Below are 24,182 nucleotides of genomic sequence, written 5' to 3'. Positions count from 1 at the left end.
ATGGCGATAAAAATCGGAATTGTCGGTATGAACGGGATTGGGAATAACCATGCAGAATGTTATAAAGAAGACGAGCTAGCTGATGTTGTAGCGGTGTGTGATGTTGTTAAGGAGCGTGCGGACGCTGCTGCGGAACGGCATGGTGTCAAGGCGTACTACAGTCTGAAGGAAATGCTCGAAGGAGAGCCGGACATTGAGGTCGTTGATGTCACGACAGGCGGTATTGACAACGGGAGTTGGCATTTCGAACCGGCGATGGAAGCAATAAGCTATGGCAAGCATGTACTGGTCGAAAAACCGCTCTGTAACGATGTCCGTGAGGGCCGTGAGCTTGTTGCATTTGCTGAGAAGCATAAGGTTTATCTTGCTTGTAATCTGAATCATTATTTTTCACAGCCTGCGGAGAAAGCGAAGCAGTACATGGATAACGGCGAAGTAGGAGAGCTTGTTTATTGCCTTGCCAAAATGGGCTTTAACGGCGGCGAAGAGAATTACGGTCTTGCTGGTTCTCCGAAGGTCAAAGGCCATCCGTATTTCCATATGAGAGCATTCCTTACCCATCCATTCAGTGTTATGCGTCATTTTTGCGGGGATATCACTCATATTCAAACTTTCTCAGATCGTCCAGGTTTTCGTCGCAACGCTGGGGATGTCATGGTTTCGATCAACAGTATTCACGTGAAATTCGCCAATGGAGGCGTTGGTTACCTGCTTAGTCAGCGGGGAGATGCGGTATATGGCCTCGGCGGCTGGTGGAGTCTTGAGGTTGCCGGATCAAAAGGTACATTCTGTATCGAAAACTGTGTAGAGAAAGTTTCATTCTGGAAAGCGGAAAAAGGCATTCCGGCAATTAGTACTCCGATCCAGGCTGAGGTTACTGACTTCGGAACGCAAGATTTCAACAGAACATTTAACAACAGACTTCATGCCTTTCTGGAGGATGTCTCAAACAAAGTATCTCAGGATCAACTGCGCGCAAGCGGTAGAGATGCTTTAGCCGTATTGGAATACGTGCATGCGGTTCAGGAATCGTATGAGCGTGGCGGAGAACTTGTAAGACCGCATCCGCTTCCGCCGCTGCATGGTGATCCACTGTTTATGATGTAATACCAAAAAAATTTAGGAGGTTCACCTTACATGATCAAGCTTGGTGTTAACTCAGTGTTGTTTAAACAATTTAGCTTTGCCGAAGCAGCAAAGCAAATCGCACGTTGCGGATTTGACGGGATTGAAATCGCAGCTATACAAGGCATGTGTGAGCATTTAGATTTGAGCCGCTGGAGAGCGCAGAAGAACGAGCTCCAAAGTATCGTTAAGGAGAATGGTCTTGTATTTTTATCTACGGAAGTTGCATCTTTAGATGAAGAACGATTGCTTCATGCTTTCGAGGCAGCAGCAGAAATAGGAATCCCGATCATTAATGTTGGGCCTGGCGGTAAGCTTGGCGTTGAAGAAGACCTGAAGTCTTCCATCGAAACGTTAGCTCGAATGTCAGAAAGGGCTGCTTCCTATGACATTAAGCTGTGTGTTAAGGCTCATGTTGGAAGCGCTATCTATAATACGGAGACGACACTTAGAGCAATGTCGGAAATATCATCTCAATCATTCGGAATTGATATGGATCCTAGCCACATCCACAGAGCTGGTGAAAATGCAGAGGTAGCTTTGCCTGCCGTATTGAACCGAGTGAAGCATATACATATACGCGATTGCAAAGGCAGAGAGCAAGGTCCTGGACCGATTGAAATGCAGGCTTGTGGCCGTGGTGAGATTGATCTATTCGGCTACTGCAAAGCACTGGTTGATGGCAAGTATGATGGTCCAGTTGTATTAGAAGTAATCGGTGCAGGAGCAGATCACTCACTTGATCAAGTCTCTATTGTCGCTGCGGAATCATACGGATATTTAAACGCTTGTCTAAAAAAACTAAACGCTCGCTAGGAGGAAATCGATCATGTCCAATAAAAAACCTAATGTTATCATTTTTGGAATTGATAGTTTGCGCAGTGATCATATGAGCTCTTATGGCTATTCTAAGCTAACTACACCTCATTTAGATAAGGTTGCTAGTGAAGGTGTCTTATTTGAGAAACATTTTAGCCCCAGCATTCCGACAACACCTGCCTATGCTTCAATGCTGACTGGGAAAGACGTTTTTGCAACTGACGTGGTCGCTCTAAGGCATGAGGGTCCCCTAGGGGAACACCTTCAAACTTTGGCAGAGGTGTTAGCTGAGGAAGGCTACAATACAACTTGTATTGGATTTACGGGGAATCCATCCTCCCGAGGCTTCCAGAGCTATCTTGATTATGAATCCTGGGTGCCAGACGAAACAGGCCGCACACCTAAGGCACAGAATCTTAATGTTGTAGCCCTTCCTGAGCTTGATCGACTTGCTGCTGAGGAAAAACCTTTCTTATTATTTCTGCGCCACATGGATCCACACTCGCCATATTTACCGCCAGAGCCGTATGAACGAATCTTCTATGGTGCTGATGAGAAAGATGCTTCCAATAATTCTATGGAGCCGGTCTATTCGTTTAAGCCTTTTGCTGATTTTCTGAAATCATGGATTCCTGAAGACGTCACAGATCATCATTATGTAACGGCCCAATACGACGGGGCGATCGCCTACATGGATGCTTGCATTCAAAGCTTGCTCGTCAAGCTGAGTGCGCTTGGTATTGAAGAGGAAACTCTTATTGTGATCACATCCGACCATGGTGAGACGTTGTATGAGCATGAATGTTATTTCGACCATCATGGATTGTATGACAGCACGCTTGTCGTTCCGCTTATTATCAAATTCCCCGGTCGTGTGCCTTCGGGAAAAAGAGTGTCCGACGTGACTCTCATATCCGATATTATGCCAACTATACTTGAACTGCTTGATGTGAATAAAGATATTGCATTCGACGGACGAAGCTTGACTAAAATGATGACCGATGAAAATATAAAACATATTAGTGAATTCTACATCACTGAATGCACATGGATGCGTAAACATGGCTGGCGTACACAGGAGTGGAAGCTCATTTGTGCACTTGAACCTGACTTTCATTTTAAGCCGGAAGTAGAATTATATAATTTGATACAGGACCCCGAAGAAAACGTAAACGTTGCAGATCAAGAACCTGATGTCGTAACTATGCTCACAAAGCGGATGAATGAATATATTGCCCGTCGCGAGAAGGAAGTGGGTCGAGTCAATCCAATTTATACCAACCTGAATTGGCATGGCAAAGGTAAGCCGTTTACCTCTTCCCAGGAAGCGTACGATTCCCTTCATATCGGATCTATCGTGAACGCTCGCTCGCTTCAAGAGAAAGAAAAGAAAAAATAGAAGAGGTTGATGCCTCGCTGGAGGTAAGGGAGGTTCTAATGATTAAAGTTGCTGTTGTAGGTGTTAATCATATCGGAAAAATTCACTGCCGAGCGTACCAGCAGCATCCCGATACGCAGCTTGCCGCGGTATGTGATTTGCTGCAGGACAGGGCTGAGGCTGCAGGTCGAGAGTATAGTGTTCCTTACTTTACTGATCTAAAGCAGCTGCTTCTTGCGGTGCCGGTTGATATTGTTGTTGTGGCTACGGCCGGTATCGAGAATGGAAGCCATCACTATGAACCTGTTATGATCGCTATTGAGGCAGGCAAGGATGTGCTTGTTGAAAAGCCAATATCGAACCAAATAACAGAAGCCCGCGATATGGTCAGCTCTGCACGTGAGAAAGGGATCAGATTCGGCTGCAATTTGAACCATCGTTTTACGCCCGCGGCATTTAAGGCAAAGGAATTGGTGGAGAACGGGAAGCTTGGATCTTTGCTATTCCTAAATATGCGGCTGACTATACAAAATTCAAGGGACGATATGGAGTGGCTGCAAATGCGGGCTCTCCATCCTCACTCCATCGACGTCATGCGTTACTTTGGAGGAGATGTGAAGAGAGTGCAGTCCTTCATGACCAAGGCTCCGGGAAGGAGCTCTTGGTCGACAGTTTCTATTAATATGGAATTCGCTTCAGGGGCTGTGGGACATTTGACAGGCAGCTATGACATGTCGATGCGTCATCCGATAGAGTATTGCGAGGTAGCCGGCCATGAGGGTCGGCTCGTCATCGACAATTTGTACGAGAGCATGACCTATTATCCCCATCAATCCGATGAACTGACGGTTTTACGCAATCCGTTGTTCGGCGGGATGCAGGGATTCAACGATACATTTACGCATAGAATTAATCGTTTCATCGCACAGATTAAGGCTGGAGCTGCACCTGATGAAATTGAAGCATCGGGTCACGATGCACTGGCGGCTCAAGAAGTCATTGAGGCTGCTATACTGTCACATCAGAATGGTGGAGTTCCCATTGATGTTTTTTCTTAACTTTGACTCTTAGGAGGAATACAAACATGGACACACGACAAGGGTCCGTATTATGGTTTATTGGATTATCGGGGGCCGGAAAGACGACTACTGCAAAATATGTTGCGTCCAAGATGGTCCGGCAAGGACGCCGAGTCGAGCTGCTGGATGGAGACGAGCTTCGCCAAACGATATGCAAAGGGCTCGGTTTCAGCAAGGAAGACCGATTCGAGAACATTCGTCGAATCGCTTATGTTGCAAATTTATTAGCACGTAATGGTGTGGATGTACTAGTGTCGGCAATTACGCCTTATAGTGAAATGAGGGAGTACCTAAGCAACGAACTCCCTGGTTATGTTGAGATATATGTAAATTGTTCGCTAAGTGAATGTGAGCAGCGTGATGTCAAGGGGCTGTATGCGAAGGCGCGCAGTGGTGAGTTGCAGAAATTCACAGGAATCTCAGATCCGTTCGATGAGCCGGCAAATCCCGATATTACGATATGTACCTCAACTTACTCCGTTGAAGAAAATAGCGATATCATTCAATCCTGGTTTGACAACAAGAGAATGGTTCTTGAAGGGTGCTCCTTGGGAGGATATATTACAATATGAAGATTATTCTCGCATCACTGGATACGTTGCGAGCGTCCCGTTTAAGCGGATACGGATATGCCAAACAAACGAGCCCTCATATGGACAAGATTTCTAAACAAGGGGTATTATTTGAAAAAGCTTACGCTGCGGATATTCCGACAGAGGTTGCACATACCGGTATTTTCACAGGAAAAACAGGGCTCACAACTGGTGTCGTATCACATGGATCGGAGCTTACACATTTGCCAAAGTCGATAGAATGGCTGCCAACCATCCTGCGTTCAGCAGGATTTACAACTTCGGCAGTCGATAATATGTACCAACTGAAAGAATGGTTTGCAAGAGGATATCGTTACTATATGAATAGTGTTGGCGGCAATCGCTGGATCGATGGGAAAACCGTCAACGATCTGGCGATGCCATGGATTGAGCAGCATAAGGACGAATCGTTCTTTCTTTTTTTACATTACTGGGACGCACACACGCCATATCTGCCGCCGTCTTCTTACATTCCTGAATTTTACGAACCGGGACGTGATCCCTATGATCCAGAGAACAAAAGTATGGAAGGGGCCTATAATCACTCGGCATATCCTTTCTTTAAGCACCATCATTATGATTTAGTAGGTCCGATTACAGACAGCCAATATATCGATGCACTATATGATGCAGAAATAAAATATTTAGACGATCGTTTAAAGGATTTGGATGATCATTTGGAGAAGCTTGGTATTCAAGAGGATACACTCCTCATTCTATTAGGTGATCATGGTGAAAGTCTTACGGAGCATGACATTTACTGGGATCATTGCGGATTGTATGAGCCTACCGTTCATGTTCCACTAATTATTCGTTGGCCAGGTCGAATTTCAGCGGGACGGCGTGTTTCAGGGCTCGTACAACAGGTTGATTTGCTTCCTACGATATTAGAGGCAATACATAATGAGGCTCCCGAAGGGATTGACAGGGCCAAAATCACTTTCCCTGAAGGTCTTGATGGTGTAAGTCTATGGGATTCGATTCATGGAAAAACAGACAGCACACACGATAGAATATACCTCAGCGAATGCGCTTGGCAGGCTGCCCGCGGAATACGTACAGCCGACTTCAAATTTATTCGAACCTATGATTCAGGACCATTTAATCGACCAGTACGTGAATTATACGATTTGAAAGCAGATCCCGATGAACTGATGAATTTAGCCGATACAATGCCCGATTTGGCTGACCAGTTCGAGCACGAACTAAATGAGTGGGTTGCACGCAAGCTGGCAGGAAGAGAAGATCCGATGGAACGTCAGCTAAATGAAGTCGGTTTACCGTTTAAGAGACGAATCGAACAGATATTGTCGACCGCTGGTATGAGCTGGGAAGAATGGTTACGGGAGCCGAATCGCGAATTATATGACTTAGCAGTCCAAAACCATAGCTAATGTTCGATGGATTAATAAGACAGAGGTGAAGTACGGGTGCAGGAAATACTCGGAAGCAAGGGATTCATGAAGGATGAATTCCCTTTCTGGATCACACGGACGGAGCAAGGGGCGGTCCCCGAGCATGGACATGAATTTGTCGAGCTCGTCTATGTTGTACATGGCAGTGGAATTCATGTATTCAATGGCACGAATTACGAAATAAACGCAGGAGACGTGTTCATCATCAACCCTGGAGAAACACATTCTTATAACGTGGAGCCAGGGGCGAGAATGGAAATTATTAACTGTTTATTTATGCCTTCGTTGATTTCTGATGCTTTGCTCAATGAGCTTGAAATCACGGGGTCCATGGATTATTTTTACGTTCACCCGTTTCTGAAGCACGACGTACGTTTCAACCATCACCTCACTTTGCATGGACAGGATGCAGCATTAATATTAATGCTGCTTGAGAGCATGATTAGCGAAATCATGCACCATGGTTTGGGTCATGCGACTCTGATTAGGCTTCACATGATCCAACTGCTTATTCAGCTATCTCGTCATTACAGCTTAATACAACTTCAAAGAAGCAATCCATATACGTCCCCGCGACAGTTGGACCGCGAGATTGGCGCTAGGCGTATCTATGGTTATTTGGAACGGAATTTCGATAAAAAGGTTACATTGCAATCACTCTCCAAACTATTCAACGTCAGCACTAGGCAGTTAAACCGTATGATGAGGGAAGAATTCAATATGAGCGTTTTTGATGTTCTACATGAAATTCGAATCAAGAACGCCAAGCGAATACTGCTTGAATCAGATGAAAAAATTATATCCGTCGCAACGATGGTAGGATACGAAGACCCCTCTTTTTTCAGCAGACTGTTCATGAGATATGCGGGTTGTTCCCCACGCCAGTATCGAACGAGGATTTAAAAGATTGGCTTAGTACACAAAGCACAACAAACGATGAAGTTCGAAGTAATTTAGCCGCATGATTTGCGGTTTTTTTTATTTTATATGAAATCGTAAATTATTAAGAGTTTGTTAATGTGTTGTAACGACAATAAGGATGAGCTTACAATGAAATCAGTTACATCACATAAGATTTAAGGAGCAAGTAATCCATATGAAAGCGAAGATCACCAACCTACTAGAATTATTTCGTGTATCTACGAAACTGGGACTCACCTCATTTGGAGGGCCTATTGCACATTTGGGTTATTTTCATAATGAGTATATACGTCGCCGTAAATGGATGGATGAACGAAGCTATGCAGACCTTGTTGCGCTTTGTCAATTTCTACCTGGACCAGCAAGTAGTCAAGTTGGGATTGGCGTAGGAATTGTTAGAGCAGGATTGTTAGGTGGACTTGTTGCTTGGTTAGGCTTCACGCTACCATCAATCATCGCGTTAATAGCCTTTGCTTTGATGGTTCAGGGCAATGACATAGGAAGTACAGGCTGGATTCAAGGAATGAAAATCGTAGCTGTAGCCATCGTTGCTCATGCCATTCAGGGTATGGGGCAAAAACTAACGCCTGATCGCGAAAGAGTTACGATAGCGGTAATTGCTGCAGTCGTTTCTTTATTATGGCAAACCGCATATAGTCAAGTACTTATCATTGTAGCAGCTGGACTAATTGGGTTATGGATATATCGTAAGACTGCAGAAGAGAGGAAGCCAGCTTTACATATTACGATAAGCCGGCCCCTTGCTATTGTCTGCCTCGCTTTATTTTTCGTACTACTTATTGTGCTGCCGATTCTAAGTCAATGGTCTGATATCAAGTGGTTGGCCATGTTCGACAGCTTTTACCGTACAGGTTCATTGGTATTTGGCGGGGGCCATGTTGTATTGCCGCTTCTAGAACGCGAGGTGTTAACTGCTGGATGGGTAAGCGAGTCGGATTTTCTGGCAGGTTATGGCGCTGCACAGGCAGTACCTGGTCCACTGTTTACATTTTCTAGTTATCTCGGAACTTTGGCTGGCGGCATTACTGGAGCAATCGTTGCAACCATTGCAATATTTTTACCAGCATTTCTTCTCGTTGCCGGAGTACTCCCATTCTGGAATGCTATTAGAAACAACCCTAAGATTCAAGGTGCATTGAATGGGATCAACGCAGCAGTAGTCGGTTTATTGCTTGCTGCACTGTATGATCCACTATGGACGTCTGCGATCTTGGAAACGAGAGATTTTGTATTAGCCGTCATATTATTTATCATGCTTACTTATTGGAAGCTCCCGCCTTGGATCATCGTCATATCTGGAGCTGTTGGCGGCATCTTGCTTGGCTGCATATGACTGTTACTAAGAGTTAGGCATATAAAACAATTTCCTGGATACGAAACCGGAAATTGTTTTTTTATTTGGTAGGTGCAACAAAGAAATGAAGAAATCTACTTTCCTAATCACCTTCAATTCAAGGAGAATCTGCATATACACTGGAAGAATGCATTAAGAAGGTGTATGATTATATGTTGAAAGAAAAAATAAAATAAATAGGCAAAATAGACGTTAATAAAGCGAATACGCTAGGCTCACAATTAACGGGAACTTGTTAACGAACTTCTCACTTTTCACCAGCTTTTAAATAGCTTATAATTATCAGATAATAGTAGACGTTTTATTCGACAAAAAAATTGCAATACACTATGGAATCGTTCTAATTTAAACAGAAAAGGTCTGTGACTAGGTCGCTCCAATCAGGAGCGCCTTCATTCCTTCTGCAAATTTCAGGGTATAAGGATGGGAAAAATGAGCAACCGAGAAAATAAAACAGACGTCATCTTAATTGGTGCCGGAATCATGAGTGCGACTTTAGGAACATTTTTAAAGGAATTAGTACCCCAATGGAATATTAAGGTGTTTGAGAAGCTCGAAAGTGCAGGAGAAGAGAGCTCTAACGAATGGAATAATGCAGGAACAGGACATGCTGCATTGTGCGAGCTTAACTACACTGACGAGAAACCAGACGGATCTATAGATATTAGCAAAGCTATCAAAATTAATGAACAGTTTCAGCTATCCATGCAGTTCTGGTCTTATCTTGTTAACAGCAAGCTGATACGTAATCCGCAGGACTTTATTATGCCATTGCCTCATATGAGTATGGTGCAAGGGGAAAAAAACGTAGCGTTTTTGAAGAAACGTTATGAAGCCATGTCAAGCAATCCCCTGTTTAAAGGGATGGAATTTTCTGATGACCCTGCAAAACTGATGGAGTGGATTCCACTTATATTAAAAGATCGTCCAGCAAATGAAGCGATTGCGGCAACCAAAATTGACACTGGAACTGATGTCAACTTTGGTGCTTTAACGCGTATTTTGTTTGACCACTTAAAGAGTAAAAAAGTCGATATCAAATACAAACATAGCGTTGATAATATGAAACGTAATAGTGACGGCTCGTGGGAATTGAAAATTAAAAACGACAGCGGCAACGTGGAACGCCATCATGCAAAATTCGTCTTTATCGGAGGCGGCGGTGGAAGCCTGCATTTATTGCAAAAATCCGGTATTCCTGAAGGAAAGCATATTGGCGGATTCCCAGTAAGCGGAATATTTATGGTGTGCAACAATCCGGATGTAGTCGCACAGCATCATGCAAAAGTATATGGCAAGGCTAAGGTTGGAGCTCCTCCAATGTCAGTACCGCATCTTGATACAAGATTTATCGACAATAAAAAATCGTTGCTATTTGGACCATTTGCCGGCTTCTCACCAAAGTTTCTAAAAACAGGTTCCATGTTTGATTTGATAACATCTGTAAAACCGGATAATCTCATAACTATGTTGTCCGCAGGCGCAAAAAATATGTCATTAACAAAGTATCTAATCGAACAAGTACTGTTATCGAAAGAAAAACGTATGGAAGAGTTACGAGAGTTTATCCCGAGCGCAAAAATCGAGGATTGGCATTTGGTTGTGGCCGGTCAACGAGTACAGGTTATCAAAGATACTGAAGCTGGCGGCAAAGGTACACTTCAATTTGGTACGGAAGTTATTAGTGCAGCTGATGGCTCGATTGCAGCATTGCTAGGTGCTTCTCCAGGGGCTTCTACTGCTGTTCACGTTATGATTGAAGTCATTAAAAAATGCTTCCCGCAACATGTGAAAGAGTGGGAACCGAAAATTAAAGAAATGATTCCTTCCTATGGAAAGTCGCTTTTAGATAATCCAAAGCTTCTTAACGAAATTCATTCTTCAACAGCTAAAACACTAGGTCTAAGTGAAAAAGAGCTAGTCTGTAATTAGTTAAATATAGAAGGGGCCGTCTCAAAAGTGGTAAACTTATTAAGTTAATTACGATTGAGTCGCCTTGAACGATCACGAAAACGGCCCTGCAGGTCTAAGCCCGCAAGGCCGTTTTTGGATTTTTATCGATCGCTAATTTCTTCAGCAGGTATATTCGATGAACATATGAAGCCTCTCTTTATTTAGTAATGGTTGGTGGTACTTCCATTCTAACAAGGACAGGTTTCTTTTGCTTTTAAAATTTTCAAGGTTTAACCAAACGGAGCAGGTCGAATGATTCTGGAGAAGCGCCAGCGGTCGCCTTTGTTCGCGGATTCCTTCCTCGTCTAATTCATTCCAGGAATCCGCGAACAACAGCGATCGGAAGAACATTCGACTGCGTAGTGAATTTGGGAACCACATTTGTTCTGAATAGAAAGGAGCTATCCCATCGTCATCTTTGATGACTTTTGGGACTGCCCCATCATGCTACTCATTCCGCCAATGCGCCTCTAAAAGACCGGATTATCAGTAATAAATCTAGAAACTAGACCTATTTCCCTGAAAACGACCAATTCTACACTAATAGATCTAGAAATTAGATCTATCATGCCGGCCATTCCACCACAATGCCTCTAAAGCGCCGCATTATCAGTAATAGGTCTAGAAACTAGACCTATTTCCCTGAAAACGACCAATTCTACACTAATAGATCTAGAAATTAGATCTATCATGCTGGCCATTCCACCAATGTGCCTCTAAAGCGCTGGATTATCAGTTACCTCTGCTGTAGGGACATCCTCTTTTTTTTGCGGACTCCGTATTGAATTTTGGACGGACAATGGTGCCATTCCAATTTATTGGAGAAGCTCTTGGGGCAAAAATCAAATGGGATCATTCTAGTACTATGAATCAATTATATATCGATAGCAACCGCCAATGACATGGTGCTTTTTTTATTAAAGTTCGGGTAGAGTATCTGACTTAATACATTATCTAGATGAATAAACGGATAGCCTAAGGGAAAGTATACCATATGTAAAAATACTCTAAGATACAGATGAGGAGAGGACAATCATGGAGGCATCGATATCTAGAATACAAATCATTTTTTTGATGCTTCTATCGCTTGGAATTTCCAATCATGTATTGATTATCCCACATCTTCTCCAAACAGCGGAACGCGATGCTTGGTTCAGTATTTTGATCGCTTACTTAGCGTTAATTGGTTGGAGTGTGATTCTTTATCTCGTTTTGAAGTCAATGAATACGGCACCTTTTTCTGTTTGGCTTAAAAAACGTATTGGGAAATTCGGATTATGGTTCATAAGTGGAAGCATATTTCTTTATTTATTGGTCGCAGGAATCATGATCGTCTTCGATACGACAAAGAATGTGAAAATCTACTTTCTTCCCGATACACATGATCTTGTCATTACTCTAAGTTTTATAGGTTTATCGTATATAGCGGCTAAAGGGTCAATTAAGACATTAGTTTATATGTCTACAATGTTATTACCCGTCGTATGGATGTTGGGAATCGGAGTTTCTTTGATGACCAAGAGTGTCAAAGATTATAGCATGCTCTACCCTCTATTGAAGGAAGGGGTTGCTTCTGAACTTATGGGCAGTGTGGTGGTCTTTGGGGGAAGCATGGATTTGCTGATTTTGCTTTTGATCCAGCACAAGCTGAAAAAACCTTTGAATTACGGAACCATCTTTATTTTATTGTCTTTGTTGGTAGGGCTAATTATGGGTCCAACTATTGGTGCCATAGCTTCGTTTGGTCCCTTTCAAGCTGAAAATTTACGATTTCCCGCTTTTGAACAATGGAGGCTGGTGATGATCGGAACTAGTATTTCTCATGTGGATTTTTTTGCCGCATTTCAATTAATGGCGGGCAGCGTTATAAGAACATCACTTATCGTTCATCTCATGTGTGAACTTGCCGGTGTCAGCACACCAAAAATTCGCCAGACGGTAATGCTCATCATTTCGGCTCTTCTATCCCTGCCTTCGCTACTAAGGATAAGTGATATCGTGATGCAGAAGTGGATTCATGACTACTTTTATACCTATTCACTCTGGTTCGGAGTTACACTAACCACGCTTCTATTTCTGATTACATTTGTACCCCAATGGAAAGGAGCAAGAAATGAATAAGTCATCTGAAGAATCGAAGTTATTTGTAGAAGAGGACGCATGGTTACGCGATGGAAGCTTGTTAAAAGAACAACTGAAAGCCGCATTTGCAAAGCATTCCGATGTCCAGTTTCCGACACTTCCACAAATGGAGGTCTCCGATCACATGACAGCCTTTTATTGCGAGGGCATGATTGAGAAGACCGAAATGAATACCTACTTTACTAGGTCTATTCACTATATAAACCGTCTAACTAACAATCTGGATAATGTAGTACCGCAATATTCAGAAGAAATGCCGTTGTTCGAAATTAATCGTACGTTCGGAGAAATGATTACTAGCTTATTTACGGGTAAATTGATCATTTATCGAGAAGGAGCTTCGAACTTCTGGGCAGTTGAAGTTTCCAAAGTTCCCCAGCGGTCATTACAGGAGTCCAATACTGAAATTTCAATAAAGGGTCCAAAAGATGCTTTTACTGAAGATTTATTTACAAATATATCTCTTATACGGAAGCGAATGCAAACGGGATTATTATTTAGCGAGCAATTCGTCATTGGGAGCTTAAGCAAGACGCAAATAGCCTTGCTTTATTTGGACCATAAAGCGAACCCGAAGGTAATCTCCGAAGTACGTAAGCGTTTAGAAACTTTTCAAACAGAAAGCATTGTAAGCAGCGGACAGCTAGAGCAGTGGTTGTCAGATCGAACTTTCTCGTTGTTCCCATTGATTGATTATATCGGCCGGCCCGATTTTATCATTGAAACGTTGATGCGAGGAAGATTCGCAATCATTGTAGATGGATCGCCCATGGCTCTAATAGGACCTTGCAATTTTCTTGAATTAGTAAAGTCACCTGAAGATGTCCATTTCCCTTTTCATTTTGTCATATTTCAACGGATTCTTCGGATTATCGGTCTGGTAATAGGTATTTTTTTACCGGGTTTCTGGATAGCCATTGCATCAGTAAATATTGATCAGATTCCATTTTTTCTGATGACAACAGTAGTCATTTCTCGAGAGGGGGTCCCGCTCACTTCTTTTCTTGAAGCGTTCCTTCTCATATTTCAATTCGAATTACTGCGGGAAGCAGGTGTTCGGTTACCGAAAGCTGTCGGACAGACGATTGGAATCGTTGGCGGGTTGATTATCGGAGACTCGCTCATCCGAGCCGGCCTTGCATCTCCGACAATACTCGTTATCGTAGCTCTATCAACCGTAGCAACTTTTTGCTTAGTTAATCAATCGTTGTCTGGTACTGTCAGCCTAGTCAGAATTTTCATTTTGCTGATATCCTCGTACCTTGGCATATACGGCTTCTTCCTAAGCATGTTCTTAATTATGATCTATCTCTGCCGACTCGAATCCTTCGGACTTTCGTATCTTGAACCGATTTCTTCTTTGCGATTTAAAGAGTGGCTGTCAGCGTTCGTCCTAGATCCATTTCGTAGAACACGTTTCTCGTCGTCCATGTTAAATAAACGAAAGAGGTGAAAGAGGTGATATACAGCATTCGATGCATCCTAATTGTAACGGTTGGATTATTACTTGCATCAGGCTGTTCTACAGACGTTAAAGAAATCGAAAAGTTAAGCTATGCTTCTGCAATAGGAGTCGATTATAAGGATGGTAAGTATCATGGTTATATTCAATTTCTTGATTTTCAGTCTGTTGCTAAAACGAGCGACGGTCATAAAGAACCTTCAAAGACTTGGGTAGGTGAGGGCATAGGGGATACTTTTGAAGAGTCACTATTTGAGCTTTATCAAACGGCGCAAGAAAGAATTTATTGGGGTCATGTGACCTCTATTGTGATTAGCGAATCGACGTTAAAAAAAGGAATAGGAGATGTTTATGATAGTGTCATTAGATATTATGAATTTCGTCTGACACCTTGGGTATATAGTACGAGAGGATCAGTTAAGGAAATTCTCTCCACAGGCGGCTTTTTTGGACAGTCTCCACTGAGTACCATCCTACATGAACCGCAAGGGACGTACTCTCAGACATCAATCATTCATCCGATCAGACTCCACAGATTAATTGGACAGATAAATGAACCAGGGTTTACTTCTTGCATTCCATCACTCACTATAAACAAAAAAAGTTGGTCTGAAAAAAATAAACCCGAACCTAAATTGACTGTAAATGGGGCAATATTCATTAAAAATGATGTATTTAAAAGCTTTATTCCAATAAAAGAGTTGAACGGGCTGCGTTGGATTCAAAAGGGAGCGATACGAGCTGGCATTCCCGTTCCGAATGCGAAAGAGCCCGCTGTTCAAATCGTCATCAATAAACCAAAAACCAAGTTAAAATTGGTCAAAACAGGGGGGAATCTCCATTACAATTTGGATATGAAAGCGAACGCCTATATGGTAAATCGAATCAATAATCAATTAACCAATCTGAAACAATTAACTCAGAATTCGGCTGATGTTATTGAACAAGAAATTCGGGACACATTTCAAGCAGGACTGAAAAGAGAGACGGATGTCTATAATTTCGAACATAATTTATTTCGTTATCATTACGAGAGATGGAAGAAAGCCTCTCCCGTAGAGCAGAACTTGTTAAACAATATCGAGATCAAAGATATTCATATTGACTTAAATATTGAACATTCGAGCTCTGAGAAAAATTCAACTATACGCAGAGATGAGGAACAAAATAATAAATAGTCACTCACTCCATTGAATTGTATTCCTGAAAAGTCGCATAGCTGCGGCTTTTTTTGGTTTATTATCAATGTATTGCTGCGCATTTAGCTAACCGGCAGGAGACTTAAGAAGCACAACGAATTATTATTGCAACGGACTTGATCATATGTATGAGAGGAGCTCTGTTCATGGACTTTATTTATGATAACGAGACGCTGGCAGTAACCGTTGTTAATGCCATTCACACTGGCAATATCCCATTATTGAAGCGAATGCTTGAAGAAAATTCAGGCTTGGCTAAGGCAAGAATTATCGGAAGTGACAATAATAACGAAGGCCAAAGTTCCGGAATGTCTCGAACTCTGCTTCATGTGGTAACCGACTGGCCCGGTCACTTTCCTAACGGTGCAGCTACTGTGAATACGTTAGTCAAGTTCGGTGCGGAGGTAAATGCTCAGTTCACTGGAACGCATACCGAGACACCGCTGCATTGGGCGTCCAGCTGCGATGACATAGATGTGCTTGACGCGCTTCTAGATGCTGGTGCCGACATCGAAGCGCCAGGTGCAGTGATCGCCGGCGGAACACCGCTAGACGACGCAGTGGCGTTCGCACAATGGCGGGCAGCGCATAGATTGGTTGAAAGAGGAGCTCAGTTCGCACTATGGCATGCGGCTGCGCTAGGACATATGGATGCAATTGAGCGATACTTCGCAGGTGCCGTACTTTCAGAGCGATACCCTTGGGGAGCAGGATTCTCCGCTCCTCTGGACAAAATCACAGTCGCCTTCTGGTGCGCGTGCCACGGTGGACAGCGGCACTCTGCAGAGTACCTTCTCGACCGAGGTGCAAATCTGAACTGGATTTCAGTTTGGGACGGATTGACCCCACTGGACGCAGCGCAACGCAGCTCCGCAGTTGATATGGTTCGGTGGCTGCGTAGCCTAGGTGCCAAATTCGCCAGTGAAGTGTAAAAAAACATAGTCGCGGGGGCTGCAGCATGAATATTATGTTTGTATGTACCGATAATTTCACTCGTAGCGTAATAGCCGAATTTTGTATGAAGGATTTTCTCCGTAGAAATCATAATACAGCAATAAAGGTTGCTTCCTCTGGGATAAGAGCCAATAGTGATATTAGTGAAATCCCATTATTCAATGAAGTATATAACGGTCAAAAAACAGCAGTTAATATAGGCGCACCGGGTAGTGATGATTTTGTGGAACAAATGAACAAATTGGTTCATTTCTTTTATGAAGCAATGCCCCAAATCATAAGAAATCTGGAATAAAGAGCCACTCAATAAAAAGATTCAACTTCTTATATTAAGTTCCATCTCTAGACACCCTACAGGGTGTCTTTTTGTCTTTTTTTCGCTTTAAACAGGAGTGTTTAATTTTAATCAATCTTTCCCAGCCCCTGGGGTTTCAGATTAGTTATAATGCAATTAAGAGAAGCTCTATATGGAATTCACAAGTAAAGGAGATCCAAAATGATAAATAGTCGAATCATAGATATCGGTGTTAATTTAATGCATCGTTCGTTCCAGCAGGATCGTGAGCAGGTTGTCGAGAGGGCAGTCGCAAACAACGTTACTTCCCTTATCCTTACAGGAACGAGTCTAAAAAACAGTTTAGAAGCAGCTCGCTATGCTCGCCGTTATTCGGGAAAACTCTACAGTACCGCGGGCGTTCATCCCCATGATGCTAAGAACTGCAACGAAGTGACGATGTCCAAATTAAAAGAATTAGCAGCCAGTCCGCAAGTGGTGGCCATAGGGGAATGTGGTCTGGATTATAACCGAGATTTCTCACCACGGGACGTACAACGTAAATGGTTCATCGAACAAATCCGTTTAGCGCTTGAGTTGAAAATGCCGCTGTTTCTACATGAACGGGAGGCATTTGCAGATTTTTCAGCGATTCTTAAGGAGCATGAGGTCAAAAAAGCTGTTGTACACTGTTTTACTGGGACGTCAGCTGAGCTTAAGGTATATCTTGAAATGGGGTTCCACATCGGTATTACTGGCTGGATCTGCGATGAACGCAGAGGCAAACATCTGAGGGAGCTTGTCCGAATGATTCCGCTGGACCTGCTTATGATTGAGACGGATGCGCCATTTCTGACTCCGAGGGATTTGAAGGAAAAACCGGCTGATGGACGGAATGAGCCTTCATTTTTGCCTCACATTCTTCAAACGGTAGCCCGATGTTTAGGGAAACCAGAGGAAGAGGTTGCAAAGGCTACGACGGCAACTGCTGTGAGATTTTTCGGAATTTGATCGAAGAAACATGATTGTACCTAAACACAGAAGCTCATTTTAGAAGAAGAGTAGAAATATTAACAAGTTGATTACATTAATAAATGACAGATATTGTTATATGTCTAAACCAGAAAAGTTGCTTGAAATGATTATTTTTTTCGGGATTTAAAAATTATTGTTTACCTCACCAGCGTTATTTGATATTATAATTTCAATATTCAATTGCGTTGAAGAGATGAGTAAATAAATGAATGGTTTCACAGAGAGCTCCGTTAGCTGAAAAGGAGTAAACGTTCTTTTGTTGAAAAAAGACTCTGAGCAGCACATCGGAACACAAGATACATGGGATGGTGTGCCAGGAGCTCCTGTTACAGAGCTAGAGTATAAGCATTGCATGATGATGCCGTACTTGAAGAGGCTGATATGGCGACATATTAGCGAATCTAGGGTGGTACCACGGGTATATCAATCTCGTCCCTAAGACTGACCAAAGTCTTGGGGGTGGGATTTTTTTTATTGGGGCCAAGAAAAAGCAGCTTACATTCAAAATAAAGTTAATCAAATCAAACTGTTTGAATAGTTATTTAAGTAAGATCATCCAAGTTGAAAGGAATTGAATATAGAATGACACAAAAATTAAAGGTTGGTATTGTTGGAGGAACGGGTATGGTGGGACAGCGATTTGTTCAGTTGCTGGATCAGCATCCCTGGTTTGAAGTAACCGTAATTGCGGCTAGTGCCAGTTCCGCAGGTAAAACATATGAAGAATCTGTACAAAACAGATGGAAGCTGTCGGGCCCCATTCCTGAAGATGTGAAAAACATTGTCGTTCAGGATGCTTCGAAGGTGGAGGAAGTTGCTTCAGAGGTCGATTTTATTTTTTGTGCAGTGGATATGAAAAAAAATGAAATTCAAGCGTTGGAAGAGGCATACGCAAAAACGGGTACGCCTGTTGTTTCCAATAATTCAGCTCATCGCTGGACATCTGATGTACCTATGGTCATTCCGGAGATTAACCCTGGGCATCTTGAAGTCATTGCTGCACAAAGAAAGCGCCTTGGAACATCTACTGGTTTTATTGCGGTTAAGCCTAACTGTTCCATTCAGAGCTATGTGCCGGCACTTCATGCACTGCTAGATTTTAACCCAACAAAAGTTGTGGCATCGACATATCAGGCGATATCTGGTGCTGGCAAAAACTTTACCGATTGGCCGGAAATGTTAGATAATGTAATTCCGTATATCGGTGGTGAAGAAGAGAAAAGTGAGCAGGAGCCACTTCGCATTTGGGGCAGTATTGCAAATAATGAAATTATTAAAGCAAGTGCGCCATTAATTACAACCCAGTGTATTCGCGTTCCTGTATTGGATGGACATTTGGCTACTGTATTTGTATCATTCGAGAAAAAACCATCGAAAGAAGAAATTCTCGATCGCTGGCTGAAATTCAAAGGACGTCCGCAGGAGCTTGACCTTCCAAGCGCACCTAAGCAGTTTATAACTTATTTTGAAGAAGAGAATAGACCACAGACGGGACTTGATCGTGATATTGAACGCGGAATGGGAGTTTCGGCGGGCAGATTGCGTGCTGATTCATTATTTGATTATAAATTTGTAGGACTATCACATAATACATTACGTGGAGCAGCAGGCGGTGCTGTTTTGATCGCCGAACTGCTTAAAGCGGAAGGGTATATTCAGGCAAAGTAAATCTATTTATTATCATTAGAATAACAGTACTAAAAAGCAAGTCCACTGATTTCAGGGGCTTGCTTTTTTTGTATATTATTTCCTAATACATACTTCCGTTGATATAATGATATGCAACGATAATATATATACGATGGGGTGTCATTAAGTGATTAGACTATTTGAAATTGAAGATCTAGATAAATGTACAACCTTATTTCTCGAAGTTTTTAATGGAGAACCTTGGAATGATCAATGGTTGGATCATAAAGCAAAAGAATATTTATTGGATTATATAAATACGCCAGGGTTTATGGGTATAGTAGCGGTTGAGGAAGAGGAAATTATTGGTTTTATTTGTGGATACCATAAGAAATGGTGGGAGAATGATGAGTTCTATGTAAATGAAATGTGTGTTCACCCTAAGTTTCAAGGTCAAGGTATTGGTTCGAAAATGTTTCAAAGTCTAGAAAGAGAATTAATAGTAAAAGATATAAAAACTATAACATTACTAACAGATAGAAATGTTCCAGCAGAAACGTTCTACAAGAAAAATGGTTTTTCCGAAGTCAATAGAATTGTCTTTCTTGCAAAAAAAATAAAAGATTAATGGATGATTACTTGTCCTATGGCCAAGTAACGAAAGTGTTCAGTTTTATTCAAGAAATGGCTTTTTTCGAAGTGAAGAAGCCATGGAAAAACATTGGTGAATAGAGTAAGGACCATTATCAAAGTTACGAATATGAGAGGTTTGGGACCGTGTCGAATAATCAAAAAATTGAGTTTCCTTCATTAATAACTGAAAGACTGAATCTGAGGATTCTGACTTTACAAGACGCCGGATTAGTGCTCAAACATTTCTCAGATGAGTTTATTACACGGTTTATGGATATTGAACCATGTATAGATATACAGGAAGCAGAAGAAATTATTAGATTTCATATAGAGGATTCGGGCTGTAGATGGGGCTTGTATGACAAAATGAATGATGATTTCAGCGGAACATGCGGATTCCATTGTTTAAGAAGAACGAATGATGATTTTATCGCAGAGATCGGGTTTGATCTGGCTAAACCATACTGGGGCAAGGGACTGATGAGTGAAGCCTTAAAAGAAGTCATCAATTTTGGATTTACTAAAATGGGATTAACTATGATTGATGCAACTGTGGAACCTGAAAATGAAAAATCCATTAAATTATTGAATAAATTAGGATTTGAAAGAGCAGAGGAACTAAGAGACCATTTAATATATTATTATTTAAAACGGAATCGTTTCGATGACAGCGGTGCTGAAGTGTAAAAGTTAAGATTAATACAACCACTACACTATAGCTGGTCGGTATGTGATTATGATAAAATTGATGAAATTCTTTATAATAAGGAAGTGTTAAACTTGAATTTCGAAATGGTTATGCAGGAGCTTGAAGCTCTCAGCAAGGAACGAACCAAGAAAATATACATGTCCAATGGTGCACACGAACCACTTTTTGGTGTGGCTACAGGTCAAATGAAGCCCATTGCCAAGAAAATCAAAAAAAACCAACCTCTAGCTGAGCAACTTTATTTAACCGGGAATTACGACGCCATGTACTTTGCTGGCGTAATTGCAGACCCAAAAGCAATGACTGAAGATGATTTTATGCGTTGGATAGATTTGGCTTATTTTTATATGCTTTCCGATTATGTAGTGGCAGTAACCTTAGCAGAAACAGATATTGCTCAAGAAGTTGCTGATAAATGGATCACAAGCGGCGAAGAGCTGAAAATGTCAGCGGGCTGGAGTTGTTACTGCTGGCTTTTGGGTAATCGACCAGACGTTGAATTTTCCGGAAGTAAACTTTCCAATATGCTTGAAATTGTGAAAAATACGATTCACGATTCTCCCGAACGAACAAAATATGCTATGAATAATTTTATTTACACAGTCGCGGTATCCTATTTGCCGCTTCATGATAAGGCGGTCGATACCGCAAAGGTTGTTGGACCAGTAGAAGTTAATCGGGACAAGGCTAAAAGCAAGTTTTTACTCGCTTCCGAGAACATTCAAAAAGCAGTAGATAAAGGCCAAATTGGTTTCAAACGCAAATATGTAAGGTGTTAATTACATCTAAAGGCAGCCGGCGACTTGATCGGTTGCCTTATTTCTTCTTATGAGCTGATTGGCAGGATAATTTCAATTACATAGAGAATTACTGAATTTATGCAATATATTACAAGGGGGATCTTTTATTGATAATTAAAGCTGTTTTTGTTGACCGTGATGGAACTTTAGGTGGGAATGGTCACTTCATTCATCCTCGAGATTTTGAGCTATTCCCGTCTTCATTAACAGCACTGAAGTTATTAAAAGATCATGGAATTAAAATATTTGCCCTTACAAATCAACACAACATTACTAAAGGCTTAGCGACAGAATTAGAATTTCAAAAAGAATTTGAAAGTTATGGATTCGATGCGGCATATATATGTCCACACGAGCCTGAGGATGGCTGTGAGTGTCATAAACCACGACCTGGCATGCTTCAAAAAGCTGCAACTGAGTATGAACTAGATCTTACTCAATGTGCTGTAATTGGTGACGTGGGTTCTACAGATATGCTTGCAGCAGCCACAGTAGGAGCCAAAAGAATTCTTGTAGAGACAGGCTGGGGTAAGCAGTCTTTGGAAAAATACCGTCACAAGTGGTATGAACAAGCATCACCAGATTTTGTTGCAATGGACCTCTTAGATGCTGCCAAATGGGTAGTTGGCAACATCCGTAAAAATCAAGAACTCGAATAATGCTTCGTTTAAATATCAAGTTTACGGGTACCAATCCATTTCACCATCTCAGGATCGCGATGTGAAAAGAATAGGCTTTGTTTTGTATCTAACGTGCTAATCGAATCCAAATCCTCTTGTCTTAATTCAAAATCAAAGATATCGAAGTTCTCGATAATTCTTTCTTTGTGAACAGACTTTGGAATCACAACGACTTCTCTTAATGTCAACCAACGTAAAACTACCTGAGCAACAGATTTATTATATTTTTCAGCTATGGATACCAATACCTCATTCTGGAACAAATTATTTTTCCCTTCAGCAAAAGGGGCCCAGGATTGGATCTGCACATTGTACTCTTTCATGAACTTTTCACTTTCGATTTGCTGGTTGAAAGGGTGCGTTTCAACTTGGTTTACGGCAGGAACTACTTCATTATGAATAATCAAATCAATCAGACGATCCGATTGGAAATTGCTTACGCCAATCGCCCTAATCTTACCTTCACGATTTAATTCCTCCATGGCACGCCATGAGCCGTGCACATCGCCAAATGGCTGATGAATTAAATACAAGTCCAAATAATCCAATTGCAATCTTTCCAGTGATTTTTCGAATGCTTTTATTGTGCGTTCATAACCAGCATCCTGAACCCAAAGTTTCGTAGTGATAAATAATTCCTCTCTTGCTACGCCACTCCGTTTAATCGCTCTGCCAACTGCTTCTTCATTCAAATAAGACGCAGCTGTATCAATCAGCCGATAGCCTGCCGTAATAGCATCATAAACGCTTTGCTCACACTCATTTTGTTCTGCAATCTGAAATACACCAAAGCCGAGTATAGGCATCTCAACACCATTGTTCAAAATTACCTTTTGCATCAAAAACCCTCCAGATTGTTAAAATTATTCGTAACTCGTTTTGAGCTTATTCATAATCTTGAGCTGTACAAAAGCACTGTTTAAGCTTATGACTCTATTATGCATTCCTGAAAATAAATCTGATATCTAATTTGTCTTAAATGATTGCCTAATCCTCTCACTGCCATTCCTTATTAGCAAACTAATGGGTATAATAAAACAAATTACAGCATCAAGGAGTGGCCTATGTTTGAAGAAATAATGACCCAACAGGATAACCTCACAGAACTGATTAAGCGTCATTGCAAACAATCGGGTGTATGTCAGACAACGATTCCTTCTCTGTTTCTTATTCGTTCAGACAAGGTAGATGAGCCAGCCTACAAAGTATTTAGTCCTTCCTTTTGTTTTGTGACACATGGGTTAAAGGAAGTCTATCTAGCTGAGGAACGTCTAGAGTATGGACCATCCAATTACCTAATAACATCCATGAACCTTCCGGTGATAGGGCAGGTTATAAAGGCATCACCTGAAGCTCCATATTTGAGCTTAAAACTTGATTTTAGCCAAAATGAAATTTTAGAGGTTTTACAAGACGCTAAAACTCATGTGAATTTAAAGGATAATGCTTCACGAGCCATGTTTGTCGCTAAGATCGAATTTTCTATTTTGGATGCTGTGCTCCGATTGGTTCAATTGCTCGATGCTCCTCAAGATATTCCATTTCTTGCTCCTATCCATAAGAAAGAGATCATTTATAGACTCCTTCAAGGGCAATATGGAGCTACACTTGCACAAATTGCAATGGAAGGAAGCAACAACTACCGTATCAAGGGGGCAATCGATCAAATTATCCGACATTATAATCAACCATTAAAAATTGAAGAACTTGCTGATGTCGCTAGTATGAGCATTTCTTCGTTCCACAGACACTTCAAAGAAATCACTGCCATGAGCCCCCTTCAATTTCAAAAACAGCTTCGGTTGCAAGAAGCCCGGAACCTATTGCTAATGAAGTCAGCAGATTCCACTGAAGTTGCATATCGGGTTGGTTATGAAAGTGCATCCCAGTTCAGTCGTGAATATTCTCGTATGTTTGGTCTACCCCCTAAGGCGGATATAAAGCGACTGAAGGAAACATATGAGCAAAAAGAGAAGAATATAGTGGGCAGTTTACTGGAATAGCCAG

At 41.7% G+C, this 24,182-nt stretch carries 23 protein-coding genes and 1 other annotated feature; of the genes, 22 read left to right on the top strand and 1 reads right to left on the bottom strand.

The window, feature by feature from the left end; translation table 11 throughout:
* The 21 genes from AC0YN6_RS02960 to AC0YN6_RS02860 all read left to right on the top strand — a co-directional run bounded on the left by AC0YN6_RS02960 (nt 1) and on the right by AC0YN6_RS02860 (nt 22,154).
* Nucleotides 1-1,107 (top strand): Gfo/Idh/MocA family protein, encoded by a 1,107-nt coding sequence (locus AC0YN6_RS02960; protein ID WP_475745001.1) that lies wholly within the window; start codon nt 1-3, stop codon nt 1,105-1,107.
* A gap of 30 nt (nt 1,108-1,137) precedes the next feature.
* A complete protein-coding gene (locus tag AC0YN6_RS02955) occupies nt 1,138-1,941 on the top strand; it encodes a sugar phosphate isomerase/epimerase family protein (RefSeq protein WP_475744999.1) in 804 nt (267 codons plus the stop codon).
* 13 nt (nt 1,942-1,954) lie between these two features.
* Nucleotides 1,955-3,343: a sulfatase family protein gene (locus AC0YN6_RS02950; protein ID WP_475744998.1), complete on the top strand. Its 1,389-nt coding sequence runs from the start codon at nt 1,955-1,957 to the stop codon at nt 3,341-3,343.
* Nucleotides 3,344-3,381: 38 nt separating this feature from the next.
* Nucleotides 3,382-4,380, top strand: a complete 999-nt coding sequence (locus AC0YN6_RS02945; RefSeq protein WP_475744997.1) for a Gfo/Idh/MocA family protein — start codon at nt 3,382-3,384, stop codon at nt 4,378-4,380.
* Nucleotides 4,381-4,382: 2 nt separating this feature from the next.
* Nucleotides 4,383-4,973, top strand: coding sequence for an adenylyl-sulfate kinase (cysC, locus tag AC0YN6_RS02940; RefSeq protein WP_475744995.1), 591 nt, complete (start codon nt 4,383-4,385; stop codon nt 4,971-4,973).
* On the top strand, nt 4,970-6,388 hold the full coding sequence (locus AC0YN6_RS02935) for a sulfatase family protein (protein WP_475744994.1): 1,419 nt from the start codon (nt 4,970-4,972) through the stop codon (nt 6,386-6,388). The genes cysC and AC0YN6_RS02935 overlap by 4 nt, the downstream gene beginning before the upstream one ends.
* Before the next feature lie 36 nt (nt 6,389-6,424).
* Nucleotides 6,425-7,312 carry a helix-turn-helix domain-containing protein gene (locus AC0YN6_RS02930; RefSeq protein WP_475744993.1) on the top strand — a complete coding sequence of 296 codons (888 nt, stop codon included), beginning with the start codon at nt 6,425-6,427 and terminating at the stop codon, nt 7,310-7,312.
* A 193-nt stretch (nt 7,313-7,505) separates the two neighbouring features.
* Complete coding sequence (locus AC0YN6_RS02925; protein WP_475744991.1) at nt 7,506-8,684, top strand: chromate transporter; 1,179 nt, start codon at nt 7,506-7,508, stop codon at nt 8,682-8,684.
* A gap of 453 nt (nt 8,685-9,137) precedes the next feature.
* The gene (locus tag AC0YN6_RS02920; RefSeq protein ID WP_475744989.1) at nt 9,138-10,637 is read left to right on the top strand and encodes a malate:quinone oxidoreductase; all 1,500 of its coding nucleotides are present in this window, start codon (nt 9,138-9,140) and stop codon (nt 10,635-10,637) included.
* Between the two features lie 802 nt (nt 10,638-11,439).
* Nucleotides 11,440-11,559 carry a stalk domain-containing protein gene (locus AC0YN6_RS02915; RefSeq protein ID WP_475744988.1) on the top strand — a complete coding sequence of 40 codons (120 nt, stop codon included), beginning with the start codon at nt 11,440-11,442 and terminating at the stop codon, nt 11,557-11,559.
* Between the two features lie 134 nt (nt 11,560-11,693).
* Nucleotides 11,694-12,779: a GerAB/ArcD/ProY family transporter gene (locus AC0YN6_RS02910; RefSeq protein ID WP_475744986.1), complete on the top strand. Its 1,086-nt coding sequence runs from the start codon at nt 11,694-11,696 to the stop codon at nt 12,777-12,779.
* Complete coding sequence (locus AC0YN6_RS02905; protein WP_475744985.1) at nt 12,772-14,253, top strand: spore germination protein; 1,482 nt, start codon at nt 12,772-12,774, stop codon at nt 14,251-14,253. Before AC0YN6_RS02910 ends, AC0YN6_RS02905 begins: the two co-directional genes overlap by 8 nt.
* Before the next feature lie 5 nt (nt 14,254-14,258).
* The gene (locus AC0YN6_RS02900; protein WP_475744983.1) at nt 14,259-15,440 is read left to right on the top strand and encodes a Ger(x)C family spore germination protein; all 1,182 of its coding nucleotides are present in this window, start codon (nt 14,259-14,261) and stop codon (nt 15,438-15,440) included.
* A 167-nt stretch (nt 15,441-15,607) separates the two neighbouring features.
* Nucleotides 15,608-16,393: an ankyrin repeat domain-containing protein gene (locus tag AC0YN6_RS02895; RefSeq protein WP_475744982.1), complete on the top strand. Its 786-nt coding sequence runs from the start codon at nt 15,608-15,610 to the stop codon at nt 16,391-16,393.
* Nucleotides 16,394-16,419: 26 nt separating this feature from the next.
* Nucleotides 16,420-16,710, top strand: coding sequence for an arsenate reductase/protein-tyrosine-phosphatase family protein (locus AC0YN6_RS02890; RefSeq protein WP_475744981.1), 291 nt, complete (start codon nt 16,420-16,422; stop codon nt 16,708-16,710).
* Between the two features lie 201 nt (nt 16,711-16,911).
* The gene (locus AC0YN6_RS02885; protein ID WP_475744979.1) at nt 16,912-17,700 is read left to right on the top strand and encodes a TatD family hydrolase; all 789 of its coding nucleotides are present in this window, start codon (nt 16,912-16,914) and stop codon (nt 17,698-17,700) included.
* Between the two features lie 200 nt (nt 17,701-17,900).
* Nucleotides 17,901-18,164: a binding site (T-box leader), on the top strand.
* A 142-nt stretch (nt 18,165-18,306) separates the two neighbouring features.
* Nucleotides 18,307-19,392, top strand: coding sequence for an aspartate-semialdehyde dehydrogenase (gene asd, locus AC0YN6_RS02880; protein WP_475744978.1), 1,086 nt, complete (start codon nt 18,307-18,309; stop codon nt 19,390-19,392).
* A 148-nt stretch (nt 19,393-19,540) separates the two neighbouring features.
* The gene (locus AC0YN6_RS02875) at nt 19,541-19,981 is read left to right on the top strand and encodes a GNAT family N-acetyltransferase (protein ID WP_475744976.1); all 441 of its coding nucleotides are present in this window, start codon (nt 19,541-19,543) and stop codon (nt 19,979-19,981) included.
* Between the two features lie 149 nt (nt 19,982-20,130).
* On the top strand, nt 20,131-20,673 hold the full coding sequence (locus tag AC0YN6_RS02870; protein WP_475744974.1) for a GNAT family N-acetyltransferase: 543 nt from the start codon (nt 20,131-20,133) through the stop codon (nt 20,671-20,673).
* A gap of 93 nt (nt 20,674-20,766) precedes the next feature.
* Entirely contained in the window at nt 20,767-21,474 is a 708-nt protein-coding gene (locus tag AC0YN6_RS02865; protein WP_475744973.1) for a DNA alkylation repair protein, read from the top strand.
* 128 nt (nt 21,475-21,602) lie between these two features.
* Entirely contained in the window at nt 21,603-22,154 is a 552-nt protein-coding gene (locus AC0YN6_RS02860; protein ID WP_475744972.1) for an HAD-IIIA family hydrolase, read from the top strand.
* 8 nt (nt 22,155-22,162) lie between these two features.
* Here the strand turns inward: AC0YN6_RS02860 and AC0YN6_RS02855 are convergent, their stop codons facing one another.
* Nucleotides 22,163-23,014 carry an aldo/keto reductase gene (locus AC0YN6_RS02855; RefSeq protein WP_475744971.1) on the bottom strand — a complete coding sequence of 284 codons (852 nt, stop codon included), beginning with the start codon at nt 23,012-23,014 and terminating at the stop codon, nt 22,163-22,165.
* A 225-nt stretch (nt 23,015-23,239) separates the two neighbouring features.
* Here AC0YN6_RS02855 and AC0YN6_RS02850 point away from each other — a divergent pair, with 225 nt between their 5' ends.
* Nucleotides 23,240-24,178 carry an AraC family transcriptional regulator gene (locus AC0YN6_RS02850; RefSeq protein ID WP_475744970.1) on the top strand — a complete coding sequence of 313 codons (939 nt, stop codon included), beginning with the start codon at nt 23,240-23,242 and terminating at the stop codon, nt 24,176-24,178.
* Nucleotides 24,179-24,182: the final 4 nt, after the last annotated feature.

It is taken from the genome of Paenibacillus sp. J22P15, assembly GCF_056269345.1.
Note: the sequence above shows the minus strand (reverse complement) of the source record. Positions and strands in the feature narration are given on the sequence as shown.

Excerpts from the sequence above, each read along its gene's own strand:
- AC0YN6_RS02960 (WP_475745001.1), top strand. The coding sequence starts at position 1 with ATGGCGATAAAAATCGGAATTGTCGGTATGAACGGGATTGGGAATAAC.
- AC0YN6_RS02955 (WP_475744999.1), top strand. The coding sequence starts at position 1,138 with ATGATCAAGCTTGGTGTTAACTCAGTGTTGTTTAAACAATTTAGCTTT.
- AC0YN6_RS02950 (WP_475744998.1), top strand. The coding sequence starts at position 1,955 with ATGTCCAATAAAAAACCTAATGTTATCATTTTTGGAATTGATAGTTTG.
- AC0YN6_RS02945 (WP_475744997.1), top strand. The coding sequence starts at position 3,382 with ATGATTAAAGTTGCTGTTGTAGGTGTTAATCATATCGGAAAAATTCAC.
- AC0YN6_RS02935 (WP_475744994.1), top strand. The coding sequence starts at position 4,970 with ATGAAGATTATTCTCGCATCACTGGATACGTTGCGAGCGTCCCGTTTA.
- AC0YN6_RS02925 (WP_475744991.1), top strand. The coding sequence starts at position 7,506 with ATGAAAGCGAAGATCACCAACCTACTAGAATTATTTCGTGTATCTACG.
- AC0YN6_RS02920 (WP_475744989.1), top strand. The coding sequence starts at position 9,138 with ATGAGCAACCGAGAAAATAAAACAGACGTCATCTTAATTGGTGCCGGA.
- AC0YN6_RS02910 (WP_475744986.1), top strand. The coding sequence starts at position 11,694 with ATGGAGGCATCGATATCTAGAATACAAATCATTTTTTTGATGCTTCTA.
- AC0YN6_RS02905 (WP_475744985.1), top strand. The coding sequence starts at position 12,772 with ATGAATAAGTCATCTGAAGAATCGAAGTTATTTGTAGAAGAGGACGCA.
- AC0YN6_RS02895 (WP_475744982.1), top strand. The coding sequence starts at position 15,608 with ATGGACTTTATTTATGATAACGAGACGCTGGCAGTAACCGTTGTTAAT.
- AC0YN6_RS02890 (WP_475744981.1), top strand. The coding sequence starts at position 16,420 with ATGAATATTATGTTTGTATGTACCGATAATTTCACTCGTAGCGTAATA.
- AC0YN6_RS02885 (WP_475744979.1), top strand. The coding sequence starts at position 16,912 with ATGATAAATAGTCGAATCATAGATATCGGTGTTAATTTAATGCATCGT.
- asd (WP_475744978.1), top strand. The coding sequence starts at position 18,307 with ATGACACAAAAATTAAAGGTTGGTATTGTTGGAGGAACGGGTATGGTG.
- AC0YN6_RS02855 (WP_475744971.1), bottom strand. The coding sequence starts at position 23,014 with ATGCAAAAGGTAATTTTGAACAATGGTGTTGAGATGCCTATACTCGGC.
- AC0YN6_RS02850 (WP_475744970.1), top strand. The coding sequence starts at position 23,240 with ATGTTTGAAGAAATAATGACCCAACAGGATAACCTCACAGAACTGATT.